13 protein-coding genes are annotated in these 18,419 nt (G+C 71.8%); 9 read left to right on the top strand and 4 right to left on the bottom strand.

Going from position 1 to position 18,419, the window contains the following annotated elements:
* Positions 1-14: 14 nt before the first annotated feature.
* The 3 genes from ACJ9NR_RS31110 to ACJ9NR_RS31100 form a co-directional block, all read right to left on the bottom strand.
* A complete protein-coding gene (locus tag ACJ9NR_RS31110) occupies positions 15-2,510 on the bottom strand; it encodes a SpoIIE family protein phosphatase (protein ID WP_412491398.1) in 2,496 nt (831 codons plus the stop codon).
* A gap of 233 nt (positions 2,511-2,743) precedes the next feature.
* A complete protein-coding gene (locus tag ACJ9NR_RS31105; protein ID WP_412491399.1) occupies positions 2,744-5,173 on the bottom strand; it encodes an MFS transporter in 2,430 nt (809 codons plus the stop codon).
* A 234-nt stretch (positions 5,174-5,407) separates the two neighbouring features.
* The gene (locus ACJ9NR_RS31100; protein ID WP_412491400.1) at positions 5,408-5,851 is read right to left on the bottom strand and encodes an SRPBCC family protein; all 444 of its coding nucleotides are present in this window, start codon (positions 5,849-5,851) and stop codon (positions 5,408-5,410) included.
* A 166-nt stretch (positions 5,852-6,017) separates the two neighbouring features.
* On the opposite strand from ACJ9NR_RS31100, the gene ACJ9NR_RS31095 reads away from it, so the two are divergent.
* From ACJ9NR_RS31095 to ACJ9NR_RS31085, 3 genes are all read left to right on the top strand, one after another.
* Entirely contained in the window at positions 6,018-7,061 is a 1,044-nt protein-coding gene (locus ACJ9NR_RS31095) for an Rv2578c family radical SAM protein (protein ID WP_412491401.1), read from the top strand.
* 135 nt (positions 7,062-7,196) lie between these two features.
* Positions 7,197-8,774 (top strand): alpha/beta hydrolase, encoded by a 1,578-nt coding sequence (locus ACJ9NR_RS31090; RefSeq protein WP_412491402.1) that lies wholly within the window; start codon positions 7,197-7,199, stop codon positions 8,772-8,774.
* A gap of 71 nt (positions 8,775-8,845) precedes the next feature.
* Positions 8,846-9,238, top strand: coding sequence for a RidA family protein (locus ACJ9NR_RS31085; protein WP_412491403.1), 393 nt, complete (start codon positions 8,846-8,848; stop codon positions 9,236-9,238).
* An 88-nt stretch (positions 9,239-9,326) separates the two neighbouring features.
* Here ACJ9NR_RS31085 and ACJ9NR_RS31080 read toward each other — a convergent pair whose 3' ends face one another.
* Positions 9,327-9,902, bottom strand: a complete 576-nt coding sequence (locus ACJ9NR_RS31080; RefSeq protein ID WP_412491404.1) for an adenylosuccinate lyase — start codon at positions 9,900-9,902, stop codon at positions 9,327-9,329.
* 426 nt (positions 9,903-10,328) lie between these two features.
* On the opposite strand from ACJ9NR_RS31080, the gene ACJ9NR_RS31075 reads away from it, so the two are divergent.
* From ACJ9NR_RS31075 to ACJ9NR_RS31050, 6 genes are all read left to right on the top strand, one after another.
* A complete protein-coding gene (locus ACJ9NR_RS31075) occupies positions 10,329-12,152 on the top strand; it encodes a 3-hydroxyacyl-CoA dehydrogenase family protein (RefSeq protein ID WP_412491405.1) in 1,824 nt (607 codons plus the stop codon).
* Positions 12,153-12,294: 142 nt separating this feature from the next.
* Positions 12,295-13,125 carry a TetR family transcriptional regulator gene (locus ACJ9NR_RS31070; protein ID WP_412491407.1) on the top strand — a complete coding sequence of 277 codons (831 nt, stop codon included), beginning with the start codon at positions 12,295-12,297 and terminating at the stop codon, positions 13,123-13,125.
* Between the two features lie 410 nt (positions 13,126-13,535).
* On the top strand, positions 13,536-14,879 hold the full coding sequence (gene ccrA / locus ACJ9NR_RS31065) for a crotonyl-CoA carboxylase/reductase (protein ID WP_412491408.1): 1,344 nt from the start codon (positions 13,536-13,538) through the stop codon (positions 14,877-14,879).
* Positions 14,880-14,888: 9 nt separating this feature from the next.
* Complete coding sequence (locus ACJ9NR_RS31060; protein WP_412491410.1) at positions 14,889-16,946, top strand: protein meaA; 2,058 nt, start codon at positions 14,889-14,891, stop codon at positions 16,944-16,946.
* Positions 16,943-17,905, top strand: a complete 963-nt coding sequence (locus ACJ9NR_RS31055) for an HpcH/HpaI aldolase/citrate lyase family protein (protein WP_412491411.1) — start codon at positions 16,943-16,945, stop codon at positions 17,903-17,905. The genes ACJ9NR_RS31060 and ACJ9NR_RS31055 overlap by 4 nt, the downstream gene beginning before the upstream one ends.
* A 5-nt stretch (positions 17,906-17,910) precedes the next feature.
* On the top strand, positions 17,911-18,417 hold the full coding sequence (locus ACJ9NR_RS31050; protein ID WP_412491412.1) for a MaoC family dehydratase: 507 nt from the start codon (positions 17,911-17,913) through the stop codon (positions 18,415-18,417).
* Positions 18,418-18,419 lie beyond the last annotated feature (2 nt).

The raw sequence follows: 18,419 nt of genomic DNA, 5'->3' as shown, positions 1-18,419 counted from the left end.
CCCCGCTCGTGCGGTCAGCGCCGCGGCGGCTTCAGCTCGAACCAGACGGTCTTGCCCGTCTTCGTGCGGCTGGTGCCCCACTCCCGGGCGACGGTGCTGACCACGCGCAGCCCGCGCCCGGAGTCGTCGCACGGACCGGCGCCGCGCAGCGCCGGCAGCTCGTGGTCGTCGTCGTCCACCTCGCACAGCAGGGTGTCGCCCCGGATCAGCCGCAGCTCGACGGGACGGCTGTGGGAGTGCCGTACGGCGTTGGTGACCAGCTCGCTGACGAGCAGCTCGGCGGGGTGGCCGAGCTCGGTGAGCCCCCAGTGGTGGAGCTGTTCCCGGACGACGGCACGCGCGCGGCCGACCTCCACCGGGTCGAGGGCGAGGCGCCACTCGGCCACGTCGTCCGGCGCGACGCCGTTGAGCCGGGCCAGCAGCAGGGCCACGTCGTCCTTGCGGCCGCCGCGGGTGTTGAGGGCACGGATGATCGTGTCGCAGGCGTCGTCCATGGACGCGGCCGGGTGCGCCGCGGACTCACAGAGCGTCGCCAGGCCCAGCTCGATGTCCTCGCCGCGCACCTCGACGAGCCCGTCGGTGCACATCACGAGCCGGTCACCGGGCTCCACGCGCACGCGTACCGCCTCGAAGGGCACGCCGCCGACGCCGATCGGCGCACCCGTCGGCAGGTCGAGCAGCTCGCTGCGGCCGTCCCCGGCACGGACCAGGACGGGCGGGACGTGCCCGGCGTTGGCGATGTCCAGCTCGCCCGCGATCGGGTCGTAGACGGCGTACAGACACGTCGCGAGGTAGGTCTCGCCGAGGCGCTGCGCGAGGTCGTCGAGGTTGCGCAGCAGCCGGGCGGGCGGCAGGTCGAGGGCGGCCATGGTCTGCACGGCGGTCCGCAACTGGCCCATCATCGCGGCGGAGTTCAGGCCGTGCCCCATGACGTCGCCGACGACGAGGGCGGTGCGGGCGCCGGGCAGCTTCACCGAGTCGAACCAGTCGCCGCCGACGCGGCCGAGCAGCGTGCCCGGCAGATAGCGGGTGGCGATGTCGCAGCCCGCCATGCGCGGCGGGATGTGCGGCAGCATGCTGTCCTGGAGGGTCTCGGCGACGCTCTCCTGGTAGGTGTACATGCGCGCGTTGTCGAGCACCAGGCCCGCGCGGGCGGCGAGTTCGGCGCCGGTGACCCGGTCCATGTCGTTGAAGACGGGCCGTTCCGGATGGCGCAGCAGGATCATGAAGCCGAGCACGACGTTCCGCGCCTTGAGCGGCACGACGAGCATGGAGCGGTGGGTGATCAGCGGCCTGATGTCCCGCTTCTCGAACTGCGCGGCGATGGCGTGGCCCATCTCCTCGCTGATGCGCGGCACCAGGACGGGCTCGCCGGTGGTCATGCACTGGAAGAACGGCGTGTGCGCGGGGAAGGGCATGGCCTCGCCGACCGGCACGACGTCGTCCCAGCGGCCGGGTTCGTCGGTGTGCTCGAGGGCGACCCGGTGCCACAGGGTCGTGGTGTCCGGCACACCGTCGGGGAACCCCTCGCCGGCGACGACCTGCTCGCGCAGATAGGTGCCGGCGACGTCGGTGAAGCGCGGGACGACGGCCTTGCTGACCTCGATGACGGTGTGCGACAGGTCGAGCGAGGTGCCGATGCGCCCGCTGACCTCGTTGAGGAACTCCAGGTGCTCGCGCACGGCCGCGTACTCCAGGTCCTCGCCCTGGTCGGCGGCCTCCCGCGGTACCGGCCGCCCCTCGGCCCTCGCGCGGGCGGCGAGCTCGCGGCGGGCCCGGTGCCCGGCGCGCCGCGGAACGCCCCAGTCGGGGGTGACGGGCACCCGGTCGTTCTGGGTGAACTCCAGGACCGGGTAGCCCAGTTCGAGGACCTGAGAGACGATGCGGGCGCTTTCGCCGACGCTCATGCTGGGCAGGATCTCGGGCAGCCGCCGGGCCAGCTGCTCGGCCCCGGGGAAGTCCGTGTGCAGCGCGAAACCGGGCGCGATCCGCTCGAACGCCGTGTCCGTGGCGTCCTCGCCGGGTTCGTCCTGCCGGAGCGCGCCCGTGTCGGCGGCGAGGACGAGCAGCCGCTCGGGCCCGGGGCCCACCAAGGGGTACGCCCACCACAGCACGTCCACGCGCGCCTGGTGCCGTCCGGGAGCGGGGACGGTCAGCCGGGCGCGGCCCGCCGCCGGGTAGGGGAGCCTGCCGTCGAGGGACGACTCGAGGTCGGGGCCGAGTTCGTCGTACGGGGCGAACGCGCCGTAGGGGGCGACGTCGTCGTCATCGGGCAGTGCGCCGGAGACCGGCAGCAGGTCGAGCGCCGGGTGCCCGAGCGCCTCGTCCTTGGGGACGCCGAACAGCCGGCCCGCGCCCCGGCTCCAGTGGGACACGAGGCCGTCGCGGTCCACGATCACCACGGCCAGCGGGACACGGCCGACCGCGGCGGGCTCCGTCGCCACGCCGCCCCCGGCTCCGCGGCTGGGAGGTGTGTCCCTCTCGGCGCCGCGGTCGGTGCCATTTTCCATGGCCCAGGCCCTCTCTCCCCGCGGTGCCCAAGATCTGCGCCGCCTACTCCACCGTACGGCTCCGGCCGGTGGTGATGTGCGGCAACACGGGAATTGGTGCCGCGCCACGGCCGCCGGCGCGCGGGAGCGCGCGCCGGGCGGGCAAGCCCGGTGACGCTGCGTCAGGTCACGCCCGGCTGCCGGCCGGCGCCGCCGGACCGGTGCGGAGCCGTCGGCCCCCCGCGCCCGGAGGGTCAGTCCTCGTGCCCCAGCTGCAGGTCCCGCTCGGTCCGTCCGCCTCCCGCGACCTGCAGGACGGTGGCGACCGGCGGGTAACCCGCGGCGATCACGGTGTACTCGCCGGACGACAGATCGACGAACCGGAAGGCGCCGTCGGCTCCGGTGGTGAGCGTGTCCACGACGTTGCCCGCCGCGTCGAGCAGGGTCACGCGCGCGTCCTCGACGGGCCGGCCGCCGCCCGCCCGCACGGTGCCGCGCAGCACGGCGCCGCCCGCGAGCTCGACGTCCTGGCGGGTCTCCCGGGCGGCCTGGACGGTGACCGGCAGCGCGGCCGGGCGGTAGGCGGGCGCACTGGCGGCGAGCGTGTACTCGCCGGCGACCAGTTCGGTGATGACGTAGCCGCCCTCGCGTCCGCTGCGCGTGGTGGCGACGACCTCGCCGTGCACGTTGGTGAGGGTGACGGCGGCGTCCCGTACAGGGGTGCCGTCGGCGGTCAGCACGCTGCCCGCGAGGCGCCCGGCGCCCCCGAGGACGACGTCCAGCTCGACGGGGCGCTCCCCGACGGTGACGGACACGGCCTGCGGCTGGTGGCCACCCGCGGCGGCGATGAGCACGTACGGCCCGGAGCCGGGCGTGGACAGCGCGTACCGCCCGTCCTCGCCGCTCGCGCCCCGGCCGACCTGCTGCCCCGCCACGTCGATCAGCGTCAGCGCCGCGCGCGGCACGACGGTCCCGTCGGGGTGCTGCACCGTGCCGCACACGGGGAGCCCGGCGGGGTGCGGCGAGCGCGGCGGGGCGGGGGTCCCCGCGGCCGGGGGCCGGGGGACGGCCTGCGGGACCGGGGCGGTCAGGGACTCCGTCCCGGCCGCGTGGTGGGACGCTGCGCTGTTCAAGAGGGGGATCTCCTTGAGGAAGAAGGCGATGACGAGGCCGAGGACGAGCACCGGCACCAGATAGAGGAAGATCCGGGGCATGGCGTCGGCGTAGGCCCGGATGTAGACGTCGCGCAGCGGTGCGGGCAGCGCGTGGACGAGCTGCGGGGTGATGGACTCGGGGTCGGGCAGGCGCTCCCCCGCGCGCGCGGGCAGCCGCTCGGCGAGGGCGTCGGCGAGCCGGCGGGAGAAGAGGGTGCCGAAGACGGCGGCGCCGACGCTGCCGCCGATCTGCCGGAAGTAGTTGTTGGCGCTGGTGGCGGTGCCGAGGTCGGCGGGGCGCACGGAGTTCTGCACCGCGAGGATCAGGACCGGCATCACCATGCCGATCCCGGCGCCGAGGACCGCCATCCAGACGCTGTACTGCAGCCGGGGCGTGTCGATCTGCAGGCGGGACAGCAGCCACATGCCGAGCACGGACACGGCGCTGCCGAGGACCGGGTAGAGCTTGTAGCGCCCGGTGTGGCTGATGAGCTGTCCGCAGATGACGGAGGCGCCGACGATCCCGCCCATCATGGGCAGCATCAGCAGGCCCGACTCGGTGGCGGAGGCTCCGTCGACCATCTGCAGGAAGGTCGGCAGATAGCTGGCGGCGCCGAACAGGGCGACGCCGATCACCAGGCCCACCAGGCCCGTGACGTTGAACACCGAGTCCCTGAACAGCCGCAGCGGGATGAGGGGTTCGGCGGCGAAGTGCTCGGCGACGAGGAAGAGCAGGGCGGCGACGGCAGCTCCGGCGCCGAGCCCGAGGATCTCCCGCGAGCCCCACGCGTACCGGGTGCCGCCCCAGCTGGTCAGCAGCACCAGGCAGGTGGAGGCCGCGGCGAGCAGCAGCGCGCCGGGGACGTCGAGCCGGGGCCTGGTCCGCGGCCTGGGCAGCTTCAGCACGACGGTGACGACGGCCAGGGTGACCAGGCCGAACGGCACGTTGAAGTAGAAGCACCAGCGCCAGGAGAGGTGGTCGGTGAAATAGCCGCCCAGCAGTGGCCCGGCGACGGACGCCAGGCCGAACGCGGCGCCGATCAGGCCCATGAAGCGGCCGCGCCGGCGCGGCGGCACGATGTCGGCGATGATCGCCTGCACGCCGATCATGAGCCCGCCCGCGCCGACGCCCTGCACCGCGCGGAAGGCGATGAGCTGGTCCATGGACCGCGCACGGCCCGCGAGGGCGGCGCCGATCACGAAGACCACGATGGCGAACTGGAAGACGCCCTTGCGGCCCAGGAGGTCGCCGAGCTTGCCGTAGACCGGGAGTCCGACGGTGGCGGTCAGCAGGTAGGCGGTGATCGCCCAGGACATCCGGTCCAGGCCGTGCAGCTCACCGACGATCTTCGGCAGCGCGGTGGCGACGATCATCTGCTCCAGTGCGGCGAGCAGCAGCGCCAGCATCAGCCCGAGGAAGACCAACCGTACCCGGCGCGGGCTCAGTTCGGCCGTCGCGGCGAGCGGGGCGGCGGGGGCCCGCGGCGGGGCCGGCGCCGCTTCCTCGTGCACCAGAGTCGTCCCGCCCACGTACCGCTCCCCTCGTCGCGCCGCCACGCGATTCCCGCGTAAGGCGACAACTACGAGCAAGCGCGACGAGTTACGGCACGTCCGCGCGACCCGGGGAGATCCACCCGAACCGGTGAGGGGGGCCAACGCCCCACGGAGGCCGGGGACTTGCCGGGCGAGTCCGGCCGCACCGCCTCTCGGCCCCGGTCGCTCCGCCCCCGGCCCAGGTCGCTCCCCCGCTCCGCCCCGGTCGCCCTACTTCTCGACCTCGGTGGCGAGACGGGCGAGCACCGCGTCGTAGATGCGGCCGAGGCCCTTGGGCGCGAAGGTCTTCTCGAAGAAGCCGCCGATGCCGCCGGCACCGTTCCAGACGGTGGTCACGACGACCCGGGACCTGCCCTCGCCGGCCGGGGTGACCCGCCAGGTGGTGACCATCGAGGAGTTGCGGTCCTTCTCGACGAGCTCGCCGTCGGTGGGCTCGCTCACCTCCAGCAGGCAGTCGCGGACGCGCTTGCTGGTGGCCTGGAGCTTCCAGTGGACGAGGGTGCCCTCGCCGTCGCCGCCCTCCCGCACCTCGTACTCGCTGAACTGCTCGGGCAGCAGCTTCGCGCGCGTGCCGCTGTAGTCGGCGAGGGCGTCGAACACCTTCTCCGCGTCTGCCGCGACGACCCGCTCGGTTGTGGCCTCGACCTGCGCCATCGGTTCCTCCAGGACTTGCGTTCTCGGGTGGGTGCAAGCCAACCACCCCCGCCCACGGCCGCCCAAATCGGGGTGCCATCGGCGATGCGAAGCGATCGGAAAGCGCCCTTGCACGAAAAATCGAACACGTGTTTCACTCGGGTGGCAGCGCTACCGAGGAGGCGTCATGCGCTGGGAGAACCTCACAGTGGAGTCCGGCGGCCACGGCCGCGCGGCCGACGCCGCGCTGTTCGGCGCGGACGCGGTGGTCAGCCGTACCTTCGACACGCCCGAGTTCCGCGGGATCACCTTCCACGAGGTGCGGGCCCGCTCGATCATCAACCGGGTGCCCGGGGCCTCGCGCATGCCCTTCGAGTGGACGGTGAACCCCTACCGGGGGTGCTCGCACGCGTGCGTGTACTGCTTCGCCAGGAAGACGCACACCTACCTCGACCTCGACCCGGGTCTCGACTTCGACTCGCAGATCGTGGTGAAGGTGAACGCCCCTCAGCTGCTGCGCCGTCAGCTCGGATCCCGCCGCTGGCCGGGCGAGCACATCGCGATGGGCACGAACGTCGACTGCTACCAGCGCGCCGAGGGCCGCTACCGCCTGATGCCGGGCATCCTGGCCGCGCTGCGCGACCACGCCAACCCCTTCTCGATCCTGACCAAGGGCACGCTGATCCTGCGCGACCTGGACCTGCTGGTGCAGTCGGCGCGGGTGACGGACGTCGGCGTCTCGGTCTCGGTCGGCTTCACCGACCCCGAGCTGTGGCGCACGGTGGAGCGGGGCACACCGGCCCCCGAGCGCCGCCTGGACGTCGTCCGCACGCTCTCCGAGCACGGCCTCGGCTGCGGTGTCCTGATGGCCCCGGTGCTCCCGTTCCTGAGCGACCGGCCGGCCCAACTGCGGGCCACCGTACGGGCGATCGCCGCCTCGGGGGCCACCTCCGTCACGCCTCTGGTGCTGCACCTGCGGCCCGGCGCGCGCGAGTGGTTCATGGCCTGGCTGGCCCGGCACCACCCGCACCTGGTGCGCCGCTACGAGCGCCTGTACGCGGACGGCTCCTACGCGCCGAAGTGGTACCAGCGCCGGATCACCCGTCAGGTCCACGAGCTGGCACAGGAGTACGGGATCGGGCCCACGCGCGCGGGGACGCCCCGCCGGATCCGGCCACCGGAGCCGCCCGCCGCGGACGTGACCGAATCAACCCAACTCACGCTCATTTGAGATCATTCGAGGGCATCCGGCGACCCAATTGGGTCAAGTATTGCCAGAACGAGTTCGTCCGGGGGCGCTTTCCGGGACGATGCGGCGAGGACCGTGAGACTCGCGGTCCGCGACCCTCCGTCCTGGGAGGACTCCATGAGAAAACGCGCAGCAGTGCTGTGCGGTGCCGTCGTCGTCGTGGCCGGGTCCTTCACGGCTCTCCCGGCCGACGCCAGCACCGCGCACACCGCGCACCCCGCTTCCGCCGCGAAAGTGACCTGGAAGAGCTGTGGCACCACCGACTATCCGACGCTGCAGTGCGCGTCGCTGAGAGTGCCGCTGGACCACGACAGACCGCACGGGCGGCAGATCACGCTCGCGCTCTCGCGCGTGCCGCACACCGCGAAGAAGAGCCAGGGCCCGCTGCTGGTCAACCCCGGCGGCCCCGGCGGCAGCGGACTCTCGCTGGCCGGATTCGTCGCGTCCTCGCTGCCCAAGGCGGTCGCGTCGCAGTACGACGTCATCGGCTTCGACCCGCGCGGCGTCGGGCGGAGCGAGCCCGCCCTGAACTGCGCGCCGGGCTACTTCAACCCCGTGCGCCCGGACTCGGTGCCGCGCACGCCGGCCCTCGAGAAGGCCAACCTCACCCGCGCCAGGTCCTTCGCCGCGGCCTGCGGCAAGAAGTACGCGAGCCTGCTGCCGTACATCAACACGATCCAGACCGTGCGGGACATGGACTCCATCCGCGCGGCACTCGGCGCCCGCAGGACCAGCTACTTCGGCTACTCCTACGGCACGTATCTGGGCGCGGTCTACGCCAAGCTCTTCCCGCAGCGCGTGAAGCGCCTCGTCCTCGACTCGATCGTCGACCCCACGGGTGTCTGGTACGACGACAACCTCGCGCAGGACCAGGCCTTCGACGCCCGCCACAAGGCACTGATGACCTGGATCGCCAAGTACGACTCGACGTACAAGCTGGGTACCGACCCGGCCGCGGTCGAGGCCAAGTGGTACGCGATGCGCAAGGCGCTCGCGAAGAAGCCGGCCGGCGGCAAGGTGGGGGCCTCCGAACTGGAGGACACCTTCATCCCCGGGGGCTACTACAACGGCTACTGGCCCTATCTGGCCGAGGCGTTCGCGGCGTACGTGAACGACCACGACTCCGACCCGCTGGTCGAGGCCTACGACAACTTCGCCGCCGTCGACGCCTCCGGGGACAACGGCTACAGCGTCTACACCTCGGTGCAGTGCCGTGACGCCGTCTGGCCGCGGGACTGGAACCAGTGGCGCAAGGACAACTGGGCGGTGTACGGCAAGGCTCCGTTCATGACCTGGAACAACGCCTGGTACAACGCGCCGTGCGCCTTCTGGCCGACGCGCCACCAGCACCCCGTCAGCGTCGCCAACCACAGGCTGCCGCCGGTCCTGCTGTTCCAGGCGACCAACGACGCGGCCACCCCCTACGAGGGCGGCGTGACGGTCCACCGCCTGCTGGCCCGCTCGAGCTTCGTGGTCGAGCAGGGCGGCGGCAACCACGGCATCACGCTGAGCGGCAACGCCTGCCTGGACAAGTACCTCGCCGGCTACCTGGCGAACGGCACGGTCCCGCGCAGCGGCGGCGCGGTCGACGCGGTCTGTCCCAGGCTGCCCGATCCGACCCCGCTGAGCTCGAAGGCGGCACCCACGTCCGCCGGCGGCGCGGCGCTGCACGGAATGCTCGGCTTCCACGGCTGAGGGCGGTTCGTCCGTTCCGCGTCCGAAGTCCCGTCGGGGGCGCTGTCAGACCCATGGTCCACGATGGACGCATGAGTGAGCTGACCAGGATCCCCGCCCCCGACGGGGTCTTCCCCGCCACCCAGTACAGCCACGTCGTGACGGGCACCGGCCGCTTCGTCGCGATCGCCGGCCAGATCCCCGTCGACGAGGACGGCGAACCCGTCGGCGAGGACGACCCCGAGGCGCAGGCCCGCCAGGTCTTCGAGAACCTCCGCCGCTGTCTGGCCGCCGCCGGCGCCGGCTTCGACGACGTCGTCAAACTCACCTATTTCGTCACGGACATGGCTCACCTGCCCGCCATCCGCAGGGCCCGCGCCGCCCATCTCCCCGACGACCGCCTCCCGGCGTCCTCGGCGATACAGGTGGCCGCGCTGGTCCGGCCCGAATTCCTGATGGAGGTCGAGGCGTTCGCGGTGGTGTGAGCCCCGGCGGGTCGGGACGGGCCGGCCTCTGCCGCGGATCCGCGCCCGCCGCGCGGCGCCCGGCACGCCCTCCCGCCGCGGGCCCGGCTCACCGCTGCTCGGGGATCCGTGCCAGCGCGCGTACCGCCGCCTCCGCGAGGGCCGGATGGGCCAGCGCCTCGTTGAGGACGGGGCGGGCCCGGGCGTCCTCCAGGGCGCCGAGGCCCTCCACGCAGGCCAGGGCCACACGGCGGTAGGGGTCGTGGGGCCGCAGTCTGCGCTCCAGGGTGGTGATGAGCGCGGGTACGGATTCCGGGGCGCGCAGGCGGGTCAGGAGGCGGACCGGGTACAGGGCGTAGGCGACGCGCAGTTCGTTGGTGGCGAGGGCGGCGGCCGCGCGGGCGGTGCGGGGGTCGTCGAGGCGGGCGAGGGCGTGGGCGGCCGAGGCGCAGCGCTGCGGGTCGCGGTGGTTGAGGAAGAGGACGAGGGACTCGAAGGCGCGCCGGTCGCCCGCGAGCCCCAGCCGGAACGCGGCCAGTTCCCGGGCCCACAGCGGCTGTCCGCTCTCGGTGAGCACCCGCGCCAGTTCGTCGAGGTCGCCGGTCGCCACCAGACGGTCGTAGGCGGGGGAGCCTCCCGACTCCGCGCGTAAGCGCTCCGTGAGTGATCGCAACTCTTCGTCCATGGCCCCGAGCCTAGAGGGGCTGTCGATCTCCCGGGACGTACATCACAGAGCCGGGGGCTGGTGTGCTCGTTACCCACCGGTTAAGCTCATACGAGCGAGTCACCCACTCGCGACCCTTACGGCGGCCTGGTGACGCAGCCGCCGTGTGGGGGCACCACCCACGCCCTTGCAGGCAGTGGGGGAAGTCGGTTCGGTACCCCGAGTACCGCAGCACGACCCGGCCCCGGGACAGGGCCGGTCGGTTCCCGCCGTTCGCTCCAGGCGTGTGCGCGCCCATGGCGACGGTTCCGGGCGTGTGCGCTCGCAGCCCGGCAACACCCGCACTCAGCAACGCATCCGGTGCGCCGCGGGGTCCCGGCCTCGGCCGGCTCCCCCGCGCACCCGGACGCGCTCCCAGTCGTCACCCCTCATTCCTGGAGTCCCGCGATGGCCACTCCCCTGTCCCCCTCTTCCTCCTCCGGCCCCTCCTCCTCGTCCCCGCTGTCGACCATCGCCGTCGTCGGCCTCGGCACCATGGGCACCGGTATCGCCGAGGTCCTCGCCAAGGCAGGCCGCGAGGTCGTCGGCATCGACATCAGCGAGGCAGCGGCCGCCAGGGCCGTCGCCGCCCTGGAGGCCGCGACCGCCCGGGCCGTGGCGCGGGGCCGCCTGACCGAGCAGGAGCGCGCCGGCGCCCTCGCCCGCTTCCGCACCTCCACCGACCTGCGCGCCGCTGCCGACGCCGACCTCGTCATCGAGGTGGCCCCGGAGTCGTACGAGATCAAGCAGCAGATCTTCCGTGAACTCGACGGGATCGTGCGGCCGGAGGCGATCCTGGCGACCGGCACCAACGCCCTGTCCGTGACCCGCCTCGCCGCCGACTCCTCCCGGCCGGAGCGCGTGCTCGGCCTGCACTTCTTCAACCCGGCGCCGGCCATGAAGCTCGTCGAGGTCGTCTCCTCGGTGCTGACCGCTCCGACCGCTGTCTCCGCGGTCACCAACCTCGCCCTCGACCTCGGCAAGGAACCCGTCGCGGTCGGCGACCGCCCCGGATTCGTCGCGGACGGGCTGCTGTTCGGCTACCTCAACCAGGCCGCCGCGATGTACGAGGCGAAGTACGCCTCCCGCGAGGACATCGACGCCGCGATGCGGCTCGGCTGCGGTCTGCCGATGGGCCCGCTCGCACTGCTCGACCTGATCGGCGTGGACACCGCCCGCACGGTCCTGGAGGCCATGTACGCCGAGTCCCGCGACCGCCTGCACGCCCCGGCCCCGATCCTCAAGCAGCTCAGCGAGGCGGGCCTGACCGGCCGCAAGTCCGGCCGCGGCTTCTACACCTACGAGGCCCCGGGCAGCGCCACCGTCGTGCGCGACGCGCTGACCCCGCTGGAGGGCGCCGCCCTCACCCCGGGCCGGGAGGTCCGCTCGGTCGGCGTCGCGGGCTCCGGCACCATGGCGTCCGGCATCGCCGAGGTCTTCGCCAAGGCCGGGTACGAGGTCGTGCTCGCCGCCCGCAGCGAGGAGAAGGCGCAGGCCGCCAAGGCCCGTATCGGCAAGTCGCTCGCGCGCTCCGTCGACAAGGGGCGGATGACCGCCGAGGCGGCGGCGCAGACCCTGGACCGGATCGCCGCGGCGGGTTCCTACGAGGCCTTCGCCGACGTCGACCTGGCCGTGGAGGCCGTCGCCGAGGACCTGGAGATCAAGCGGCAGCTGTTCCAGGCGCTGGACAAGGTCTGCAAGCCGGGCGCGGTCCTGGCCACCACGACCTCCTCGCTGCCGGTCGTCGCCTGCGCCCGCGCCACCTCGCGCCCGCAGGACGTCATCGGCATGCACTTCTTCAACCCGGCGCCGGCGATGAAGCTGGTCGAGGTCGTCCGCACGGTGCTGACGGCCGAGGACGTCCACGCGACGGTCCGCGAGGTCTGCGTGAAGGTCCGGAAGCACCCGGTCGACTGCGGGGACCGCGCGGGCTTCATTGTGAACGCGCTGCTGTTCCCGTACCTCAACAACGCGGTCAAGATGGTGCAGGAGCACTACGCGTCCCTCGACGACATCGACGCCGCCATGAAGCTGGGCGGCGGCTACCCGATGGGCCCGTTCGAGCTCCTGGACGTCGTCGGGCTCGACGTCTCCCTCGCGATCGAGAAGGTGCTGCACCGCGAGTTCCGGGACCCGGGCCTGGCCCCCGCCCCGCTGCTGGAGCACCTGGTGGCCGCGGGCTGCCTGGGCCGCAAGACCGGCCGCGGCTTCCGTGAGTATGCCCGGCGCTGACGGCGTCGGCGACTGGTTCGCAGGCGGCGAGGACTGGGGCGGGCTGCTCGATCCGGGCGGTTCCTCCCCGGCCTCGGGGCACGGCGCTCCCCCGGCCGCCGGGGGCGGGGGAAACCCCGTACCTGCGCGACAAGCTGCACACATGCAGTACGTTCGGGTCATGCCCCAGCCCGCCAGGTCCTCCCGTACACCAGCCACGCCCGACGTGCCGGAAAGCGCCGCAGGCTCCCGCGCGGCCGCCCAGCGCCTCAAGATGCGCCGCGAACTGGCGGCCGCGGCGATGGAGCTGTTCGCGACCAAGGGGTACGAGGCGACCACCGTCGACGAGATCGCGGCCGCGGCCGGGGTCGCGCGCCGCACCTTCTTCCGCCACTTCCGCTCCAAGGAAGAGGCGATCTTCCCGGACCACGACGACACCCTGGTCCGCGCGGAGGCGGTCCTCAACGCGGCGCCCCCGCACGAGCACCCGCTGGACACGGTGTGCCGCGGCATCAAGGAAGTCATGCGGATGTACGCGGCCCGGCCGGAGATCTCGGTCGCCCGCTACAAGCTGACACGCGAGGTGCCCACCCTGCGCGAGGCGGAGATCGCCTCGGTGGCCCGCTACGAGCGCCTGTTCACCCGCTATCTGCTCGGCCACTTCGACGAGCACGCGCACGACGACGACGCCAACGACGACCCGCTGCTGGCGGAGGTCGCCGCGTCCGCCGTGGTCACCGCCCACAACCACGTCCTCAGGCGCTGGCTCAGGGCCGGCGGCCAGGGCGACGTGGAGGCGCAACTGGACCACGCCTTCGCCATCGTGCGCAAGACGTTCGGCACGGGCATCGGGGCGGGGCGCTCGGCGGCGCCGCAGCAGCCGGCCCCCGCCTCGGTGGCCCGTCAGGGCGAGGTGCTGGTCACCGTCGCCCGCACGGACGCCCCGCTGGACGAGGTCATGCGGACCATCGAGGAGGCGCTGAAGGACCGCTGAGGGGCTTCGCGCCCTGTGATGACGGCCACCCTTCGGGGTGGCCGTTTTGGCATGTCAGGACCCCTTTTCCGCCGTCTTCGACGGCCCGTCCGATCGATCATCGCTCATTTGTTACGTAAAGATTTCACCTGAGAGCAATCTCTGGCACTCAGTGCCTTGCGGGGTGACACGCGGTGTCATACGTTGAAGGGGTCCGGGCGGCCGGCGTGCAGCGACCTTTCGTACGCCGGCTGTCCCAGCAGGCCCATGGCCCGCGCGCCCGGACGCCTGCGTCACAGGCAACCTCCCGCGCCACAAAGCGCTGCCGAAGCACCACCGAGCCGAACCGACGGCACCTCCATAAAACCCTCAGCAGCACCGACGCAACCCTCAGCGCCCTCCCCCGGGTGCTCATCGCCGGAGGCAACACCGTGACCGTGAAGGACATCCTGGACGCGATCCAGTCACCGGAATCGACGCCGGCCGACTTCGCCGCCCTGCCGCTGCCGGAGTCGTACCGCGCGATCACCGTGCACAAGGACGAGACGGAGATGTTCGCGGGCCTCGAGACCCGCGACAAGGACCCGCGCAAGTCGATCCACCTCGACGACGTGCCGCTGCCCGAGCTCGGCCCGGGCGAGGCCCTGGTGGCCGTCATGGCCTCCTCGGTCAACTACAACTCGGTGTGGACCTCGATCTTCGAGCCGCTGTCCACCTTCGGGTTCCTGGAGCGCTACGGCCGCACCAACGAGCTGGCCAAGCGCCACGACCTGCCGTACCACATCATCGGCTCCGACCTCGCGGGCGTCGTCCTGCGCACCGGCCCGGGCGTGAACGCCTGGCGCCCCGGTGACGAGGTCGTCGCACACTGCCTGTCCGTCGAGCTGGAGTCCAGCGACGGGCACAACGACACGATGCTCGACCCCGAGCAGCGCATCTGGGGCTTCGAGACCAACTTCGGCGGCCTCGCCGAGATCGCGCTGGTGAAGTCCAACCAGCTGATGCCCAAGCCCGGCCACCTCAGCTGGGAGGAGGCCGCCGCCCCCGGTCTGGTCAACTCCACCGCCTACCGCCAGCTGGTCTCCCGCAACGGCGCCGGCATGAAGCAGGGCGACAACGTCCTGATCTGGGGCGCGAGCGGCGGGCTCGGCTCCTACGCGACCCAGTTCGCGCTGGCCGGCGGCGCCAACCCGATCTGCGTCGTCTCCAGCGACCAGAAGGCGGACATCTGCCGCGCGATGGGCGCCGAGGCGATCATCGACCGCAACGCCGAGGGCTACCGGTTCTGGAAGGACGAGAACACCCAGGACCCCAAGGAGTGGAAGCGCTTCGGCAAGCGCATCCGCGAGCTCACCGGCGGCGAGGACATCGACATCGTCTTCGAGCACCCCGGCCGCGAGACCTTCGGCGCCTCCGTCTTCGTCACCCGCAAGGGCGGCACCATCACCACCTGCGCCTCCACCTCGGGCTACATGCACGAGTACGACAACCGCTACCTGTGGATGTCGCTGAAGCGGATCATCGGCTCGCACTTCGCCAACTACCGGGAGGCCTGGGAGGCCAACCGGCTGATCGCCAAGGGCAGGATCCACCCCACGCTGTCGAAGACGTACTCCCTGGAGGACACCGGCCAGGCGGCCTACGACGTGCACCGCAACCTGCACCAGGGCAAGGTCGGCGTGCTGTGCCTGGCCCCGGAGGAGGGCCTGGGCGTGCGCGACGAGGAGATGCGTGCCCGGCACATCGACGCCATCAACCGCTTCCGGAACGTCTGAGAGCCACAGATGACAGAGCGTCAGACCGCGCCTCGGTCGCAGGCACAGAAGGAAAGGGACCGTCCGTGGCTCATGCGGACGTACGCGGGCCACTCGACCGCGGAGGCGTCCAACGAGCTGTACCGGCGCAACCTCGCCAAGGGCCAGACGGGTCTGTCGGTGGCGTTCGACCTGCCGACGCAGACCGGCTACGACCCCGACCACGTCCTCGCCCGCGGCGAGGTCGGCCGGGTCGGCGTGCCCGTCTCGCACCTCGGTGACATGCGCCGGCTGTTCCAGGACATCCCCCTGGAGCAGATGAACACCTCGATGACGATCAACGCCACCGCCATGTGGCTGCTGGCGCTCTACCAGGTCGTCGCGGAGGAGCAGGGCGCCGACATCACCAAGCTCCAGGGCACGACCCAGAACGACATCGTCAAGGAGTACCTGTCCCGGGGGACGCACGTCTTCCCGCCGGGGCCGAGCCTGCGCCTGACGACGGACATGATCGCGTACACGGTCTCCCACATCCCGAAGTGGAACCCCATCAACATCTGCAGCTACCACCTGCAGGAGGCCGGGGCCACACCGGTGCAGGAGATCGCGTACGCGATGTCCACCGCCATCGCGGTCCTCGACGCCGTGCGCGACTCCGGGCAGGTGCCGCAGGAGCGCATGGGTGACGTGGTCGCCCGCATCTCCTTCTTCGTGAACGCGGGCGTCCGCTTCGTCGAGGAGATGTGCAAGATGCGCGCCTTCGGCCGCATCTGGGACAGGATCACCCGCGAGCGGTACGGCATCGAGGACCCCAGGCAGCGCCGCTTCCGCTACGGCGTCCAGGTCAACTCCCTGGGCCTGACGGAGGCGCAGCCGGAGAACAACGTCCAGCGGATCGTGCTGGAGATGCTCGCGGTCACCCTCTCCAAGGACGCCCGCGCGCGGGCCGTGCAGCTGCCCGCCTGGAACGAGGCGCTGGGCCTGCCCCGGCCCTGGGACCAGCAGTGGAGTCTGCGCATCCAGCAGGTGCTCGCCTACGAGAGCGACCTGCTGGAGTACGAGGACATCTTCGAGGGCTCGAAGGTGATCGAGGAGAAGGTCGGCCGGCTGGTCGAGGACGTCCTCGCCGAGATCGACCGCATCCAGGAGATGGGCGGCGCGATGGCCGCCGTGGAGTCCGGCTACCTGAAGTCCCAGCTGGTCGCCTCGCACGCCGAGCGCCGGGCCCGGATCGAGTCCGGCCAGGAGAAGATCGTCGGCGTCAACATCTTCGAGGGCACCGAGCCGAACCCGCTGACGGCCGACCTGGACACCGCGATCCAGACGGTCGACCCGGCGGTCGAGGCCCGGGTCGTGGAGTCCCTCCGGCAGTGGCGGGACACCCGCTACCAGCCCCCCTTCAACCACCCGCGCCCCTGCAAGGCGCTGGAGAAGCTGAAGGAGGCCGCCAGGGGCACCGGCAACCTGATGGAGGCCACCCTGGAGTGCGCCCGGGCCGGCGTCACGACCGGCGAGTGGGCCGGGGCGCTGCGCGAGGTGTTCGGCGAGTACCGGGCGCCCACCGGGGTCTCCTCCGCGCCGGTGGCCGTCGCCGCCGAGTCCGGCTCCGCGCTCGCCGACGTCCGCGCCCGGGTGGACGCCACCGCCCGCGAACTGGGCGTGGGCAAGCTGCGCTTCCTGGTCGGCAAGCCCGGCCTGGACGGGCACTCCAACGGCGCCGAGCAGATCGCCGTGCGCGCCCGCGACGCCGGCTTCGAGGTGGTCTACCAGGGCATCCGGCTGACGCCGGAGCAGATCGTGGACGCGGCCCTGGCCGAGGACGTCCACGCGGTGGGCCTGTCGATCCTGTCCGGCTCGCACGCACGGCTGGTGCCGGACGTGCTCGAACGCCTCCGTGTGGCCGGTGCCACAGATATACCGGTGATCGCCGGTGGCATCATCCCGAATGGTGACGCCGCGCAGCTCAGGGAAGCCGGAGTGGCCGCCGTCTTCACCCCGAAGGACTTCGACATCACCGGCATCATCGGCCGCATCGTCGACGAGATCCGGAAAGCGAACAAGCTCGACCCCCTGGAGGTCCCCGCATGACGACCGTCAACCGTCTCCGCCCGCGGCGCTCCTGCCTGGCCGTGCCGGGCTCGAACCCCCGCTTCCTGGAGAAGGCCCAGGGTCTGCCCGCCGACCAGGTCTTCCTCGACCTGGAGGACGCCTGCGCCCCGCTCGCCAAGCCCGAGGCGCGGCACACCATCGTGAAGTTCCTCAACGAGGGCGACTGGACCGGCAAGACCAGGGTCGTGCGGGTCAACGACTGGACCACCGAGTGGACGTACCGCGACGTCGTCACGGTCGTCGAGGGCGCCGGGCAGAACCTCGACTGCATCATGCTGCCGAAGGTGCAGACCGCCCAGCAGGTCGTCGCCCTCGACCTGCTGCTGACCCAGATCGAGAAGACCATGGGCTTCGAGGTCGGCCGCATCGGCATCGAGGCGCAGATCGAGAACGCGCAGGGCCTGAACAACGTCAACGAGATCGCGACGGCCTCCCAGCGCGTCGAGACCATCATCTTCGGCCCGGCCGACTTCATGGCCTCCATCAACATGAAGTCGCTGGTCGTGGGCGAGCAGCCGCCCGGTTACCCGGCGGACGCCTACCACTACATCCTGATGAAGATCCTGATGGCCGCCCGCGCCAACGACCTCCAGGCGATCGACGGCCCCTACCTGCAGATCCGCAACATCGACGGCTACCGCGAGGTCGCCCGGCGCGCCGCCGCGCTCGGCTTCGACGGCAAGTGGGTGCTGCACCCGGGCCAGGTCGAGGCGTCCAACGAGATCTTCTCGCCCTCGCAGGAGGACTACGACCACGCCGAGCTGATCCTGGACGCGTACGACTACTACACGTCCGAGGCCGGCGGCAAGAAGGGCTCCGCGATGCTCGGCGACGAGATGATCGACGAGGCCAGCCGCAAGATGGCGCTGGTCATCTCCGGCAAGGGCCGTGCGGCCGGCATGCAGCGCACGTCGAAGTTCGAGATCCCGGAGGCCTGACGATCATGCAGTTCGGACGCACCTACGAGGAGTTCGAGGTCGGGGCGGTGTACAAGCACTGGCCGGGCAAGACGGTCACGGAGTACGACGACCACCTCTTCTGCCTCCTCACCATGAACCACCACCCGCTCCACATGGACACCAACTACGCGGAGAAGACGACCGACTTCGGCAAGAACGTCGTCGTGGGCAACTACATCTACTCCCTCCTGCTCGGCATGTCCGTCCCGGACGTCTCCGGCAAGGCGATCGCCAACCTGGAGATCGAGTCGCTCCGGCACGTGGCGCCGACCTTCCACGGCGACACGATCTACGGCGAGACGACCGTGCTCGACAAGTGGCCGTCGAAGTCGAAGAACGACCGTGGCATCGTCCACGTCGAGACCAGGGGCTACAAGCAGGACGGCACGCTGGTCTGCGTCTTCCGCCGCAAGGTGATGGTGCCGACCGAGACGTACACCAAGGAGCGCGGCGGCGAGCAGCCCGGCCGCCCGGAACTTCAGGAGGGCTGAGC

This window comes from Streptomyces sediminimaris, from assembly GCF_047049295.1.
Classification (GTDB): domain Bacteria; phylum Actinomycetota; class Actinomycetes; order Streptomycetales; family Streptomycetaceae; genus Streptomyces; species Streptomyces sediminimaris.
This window is presented reverse-complemented; position numbering and strand designations above follow the sequence as displayed.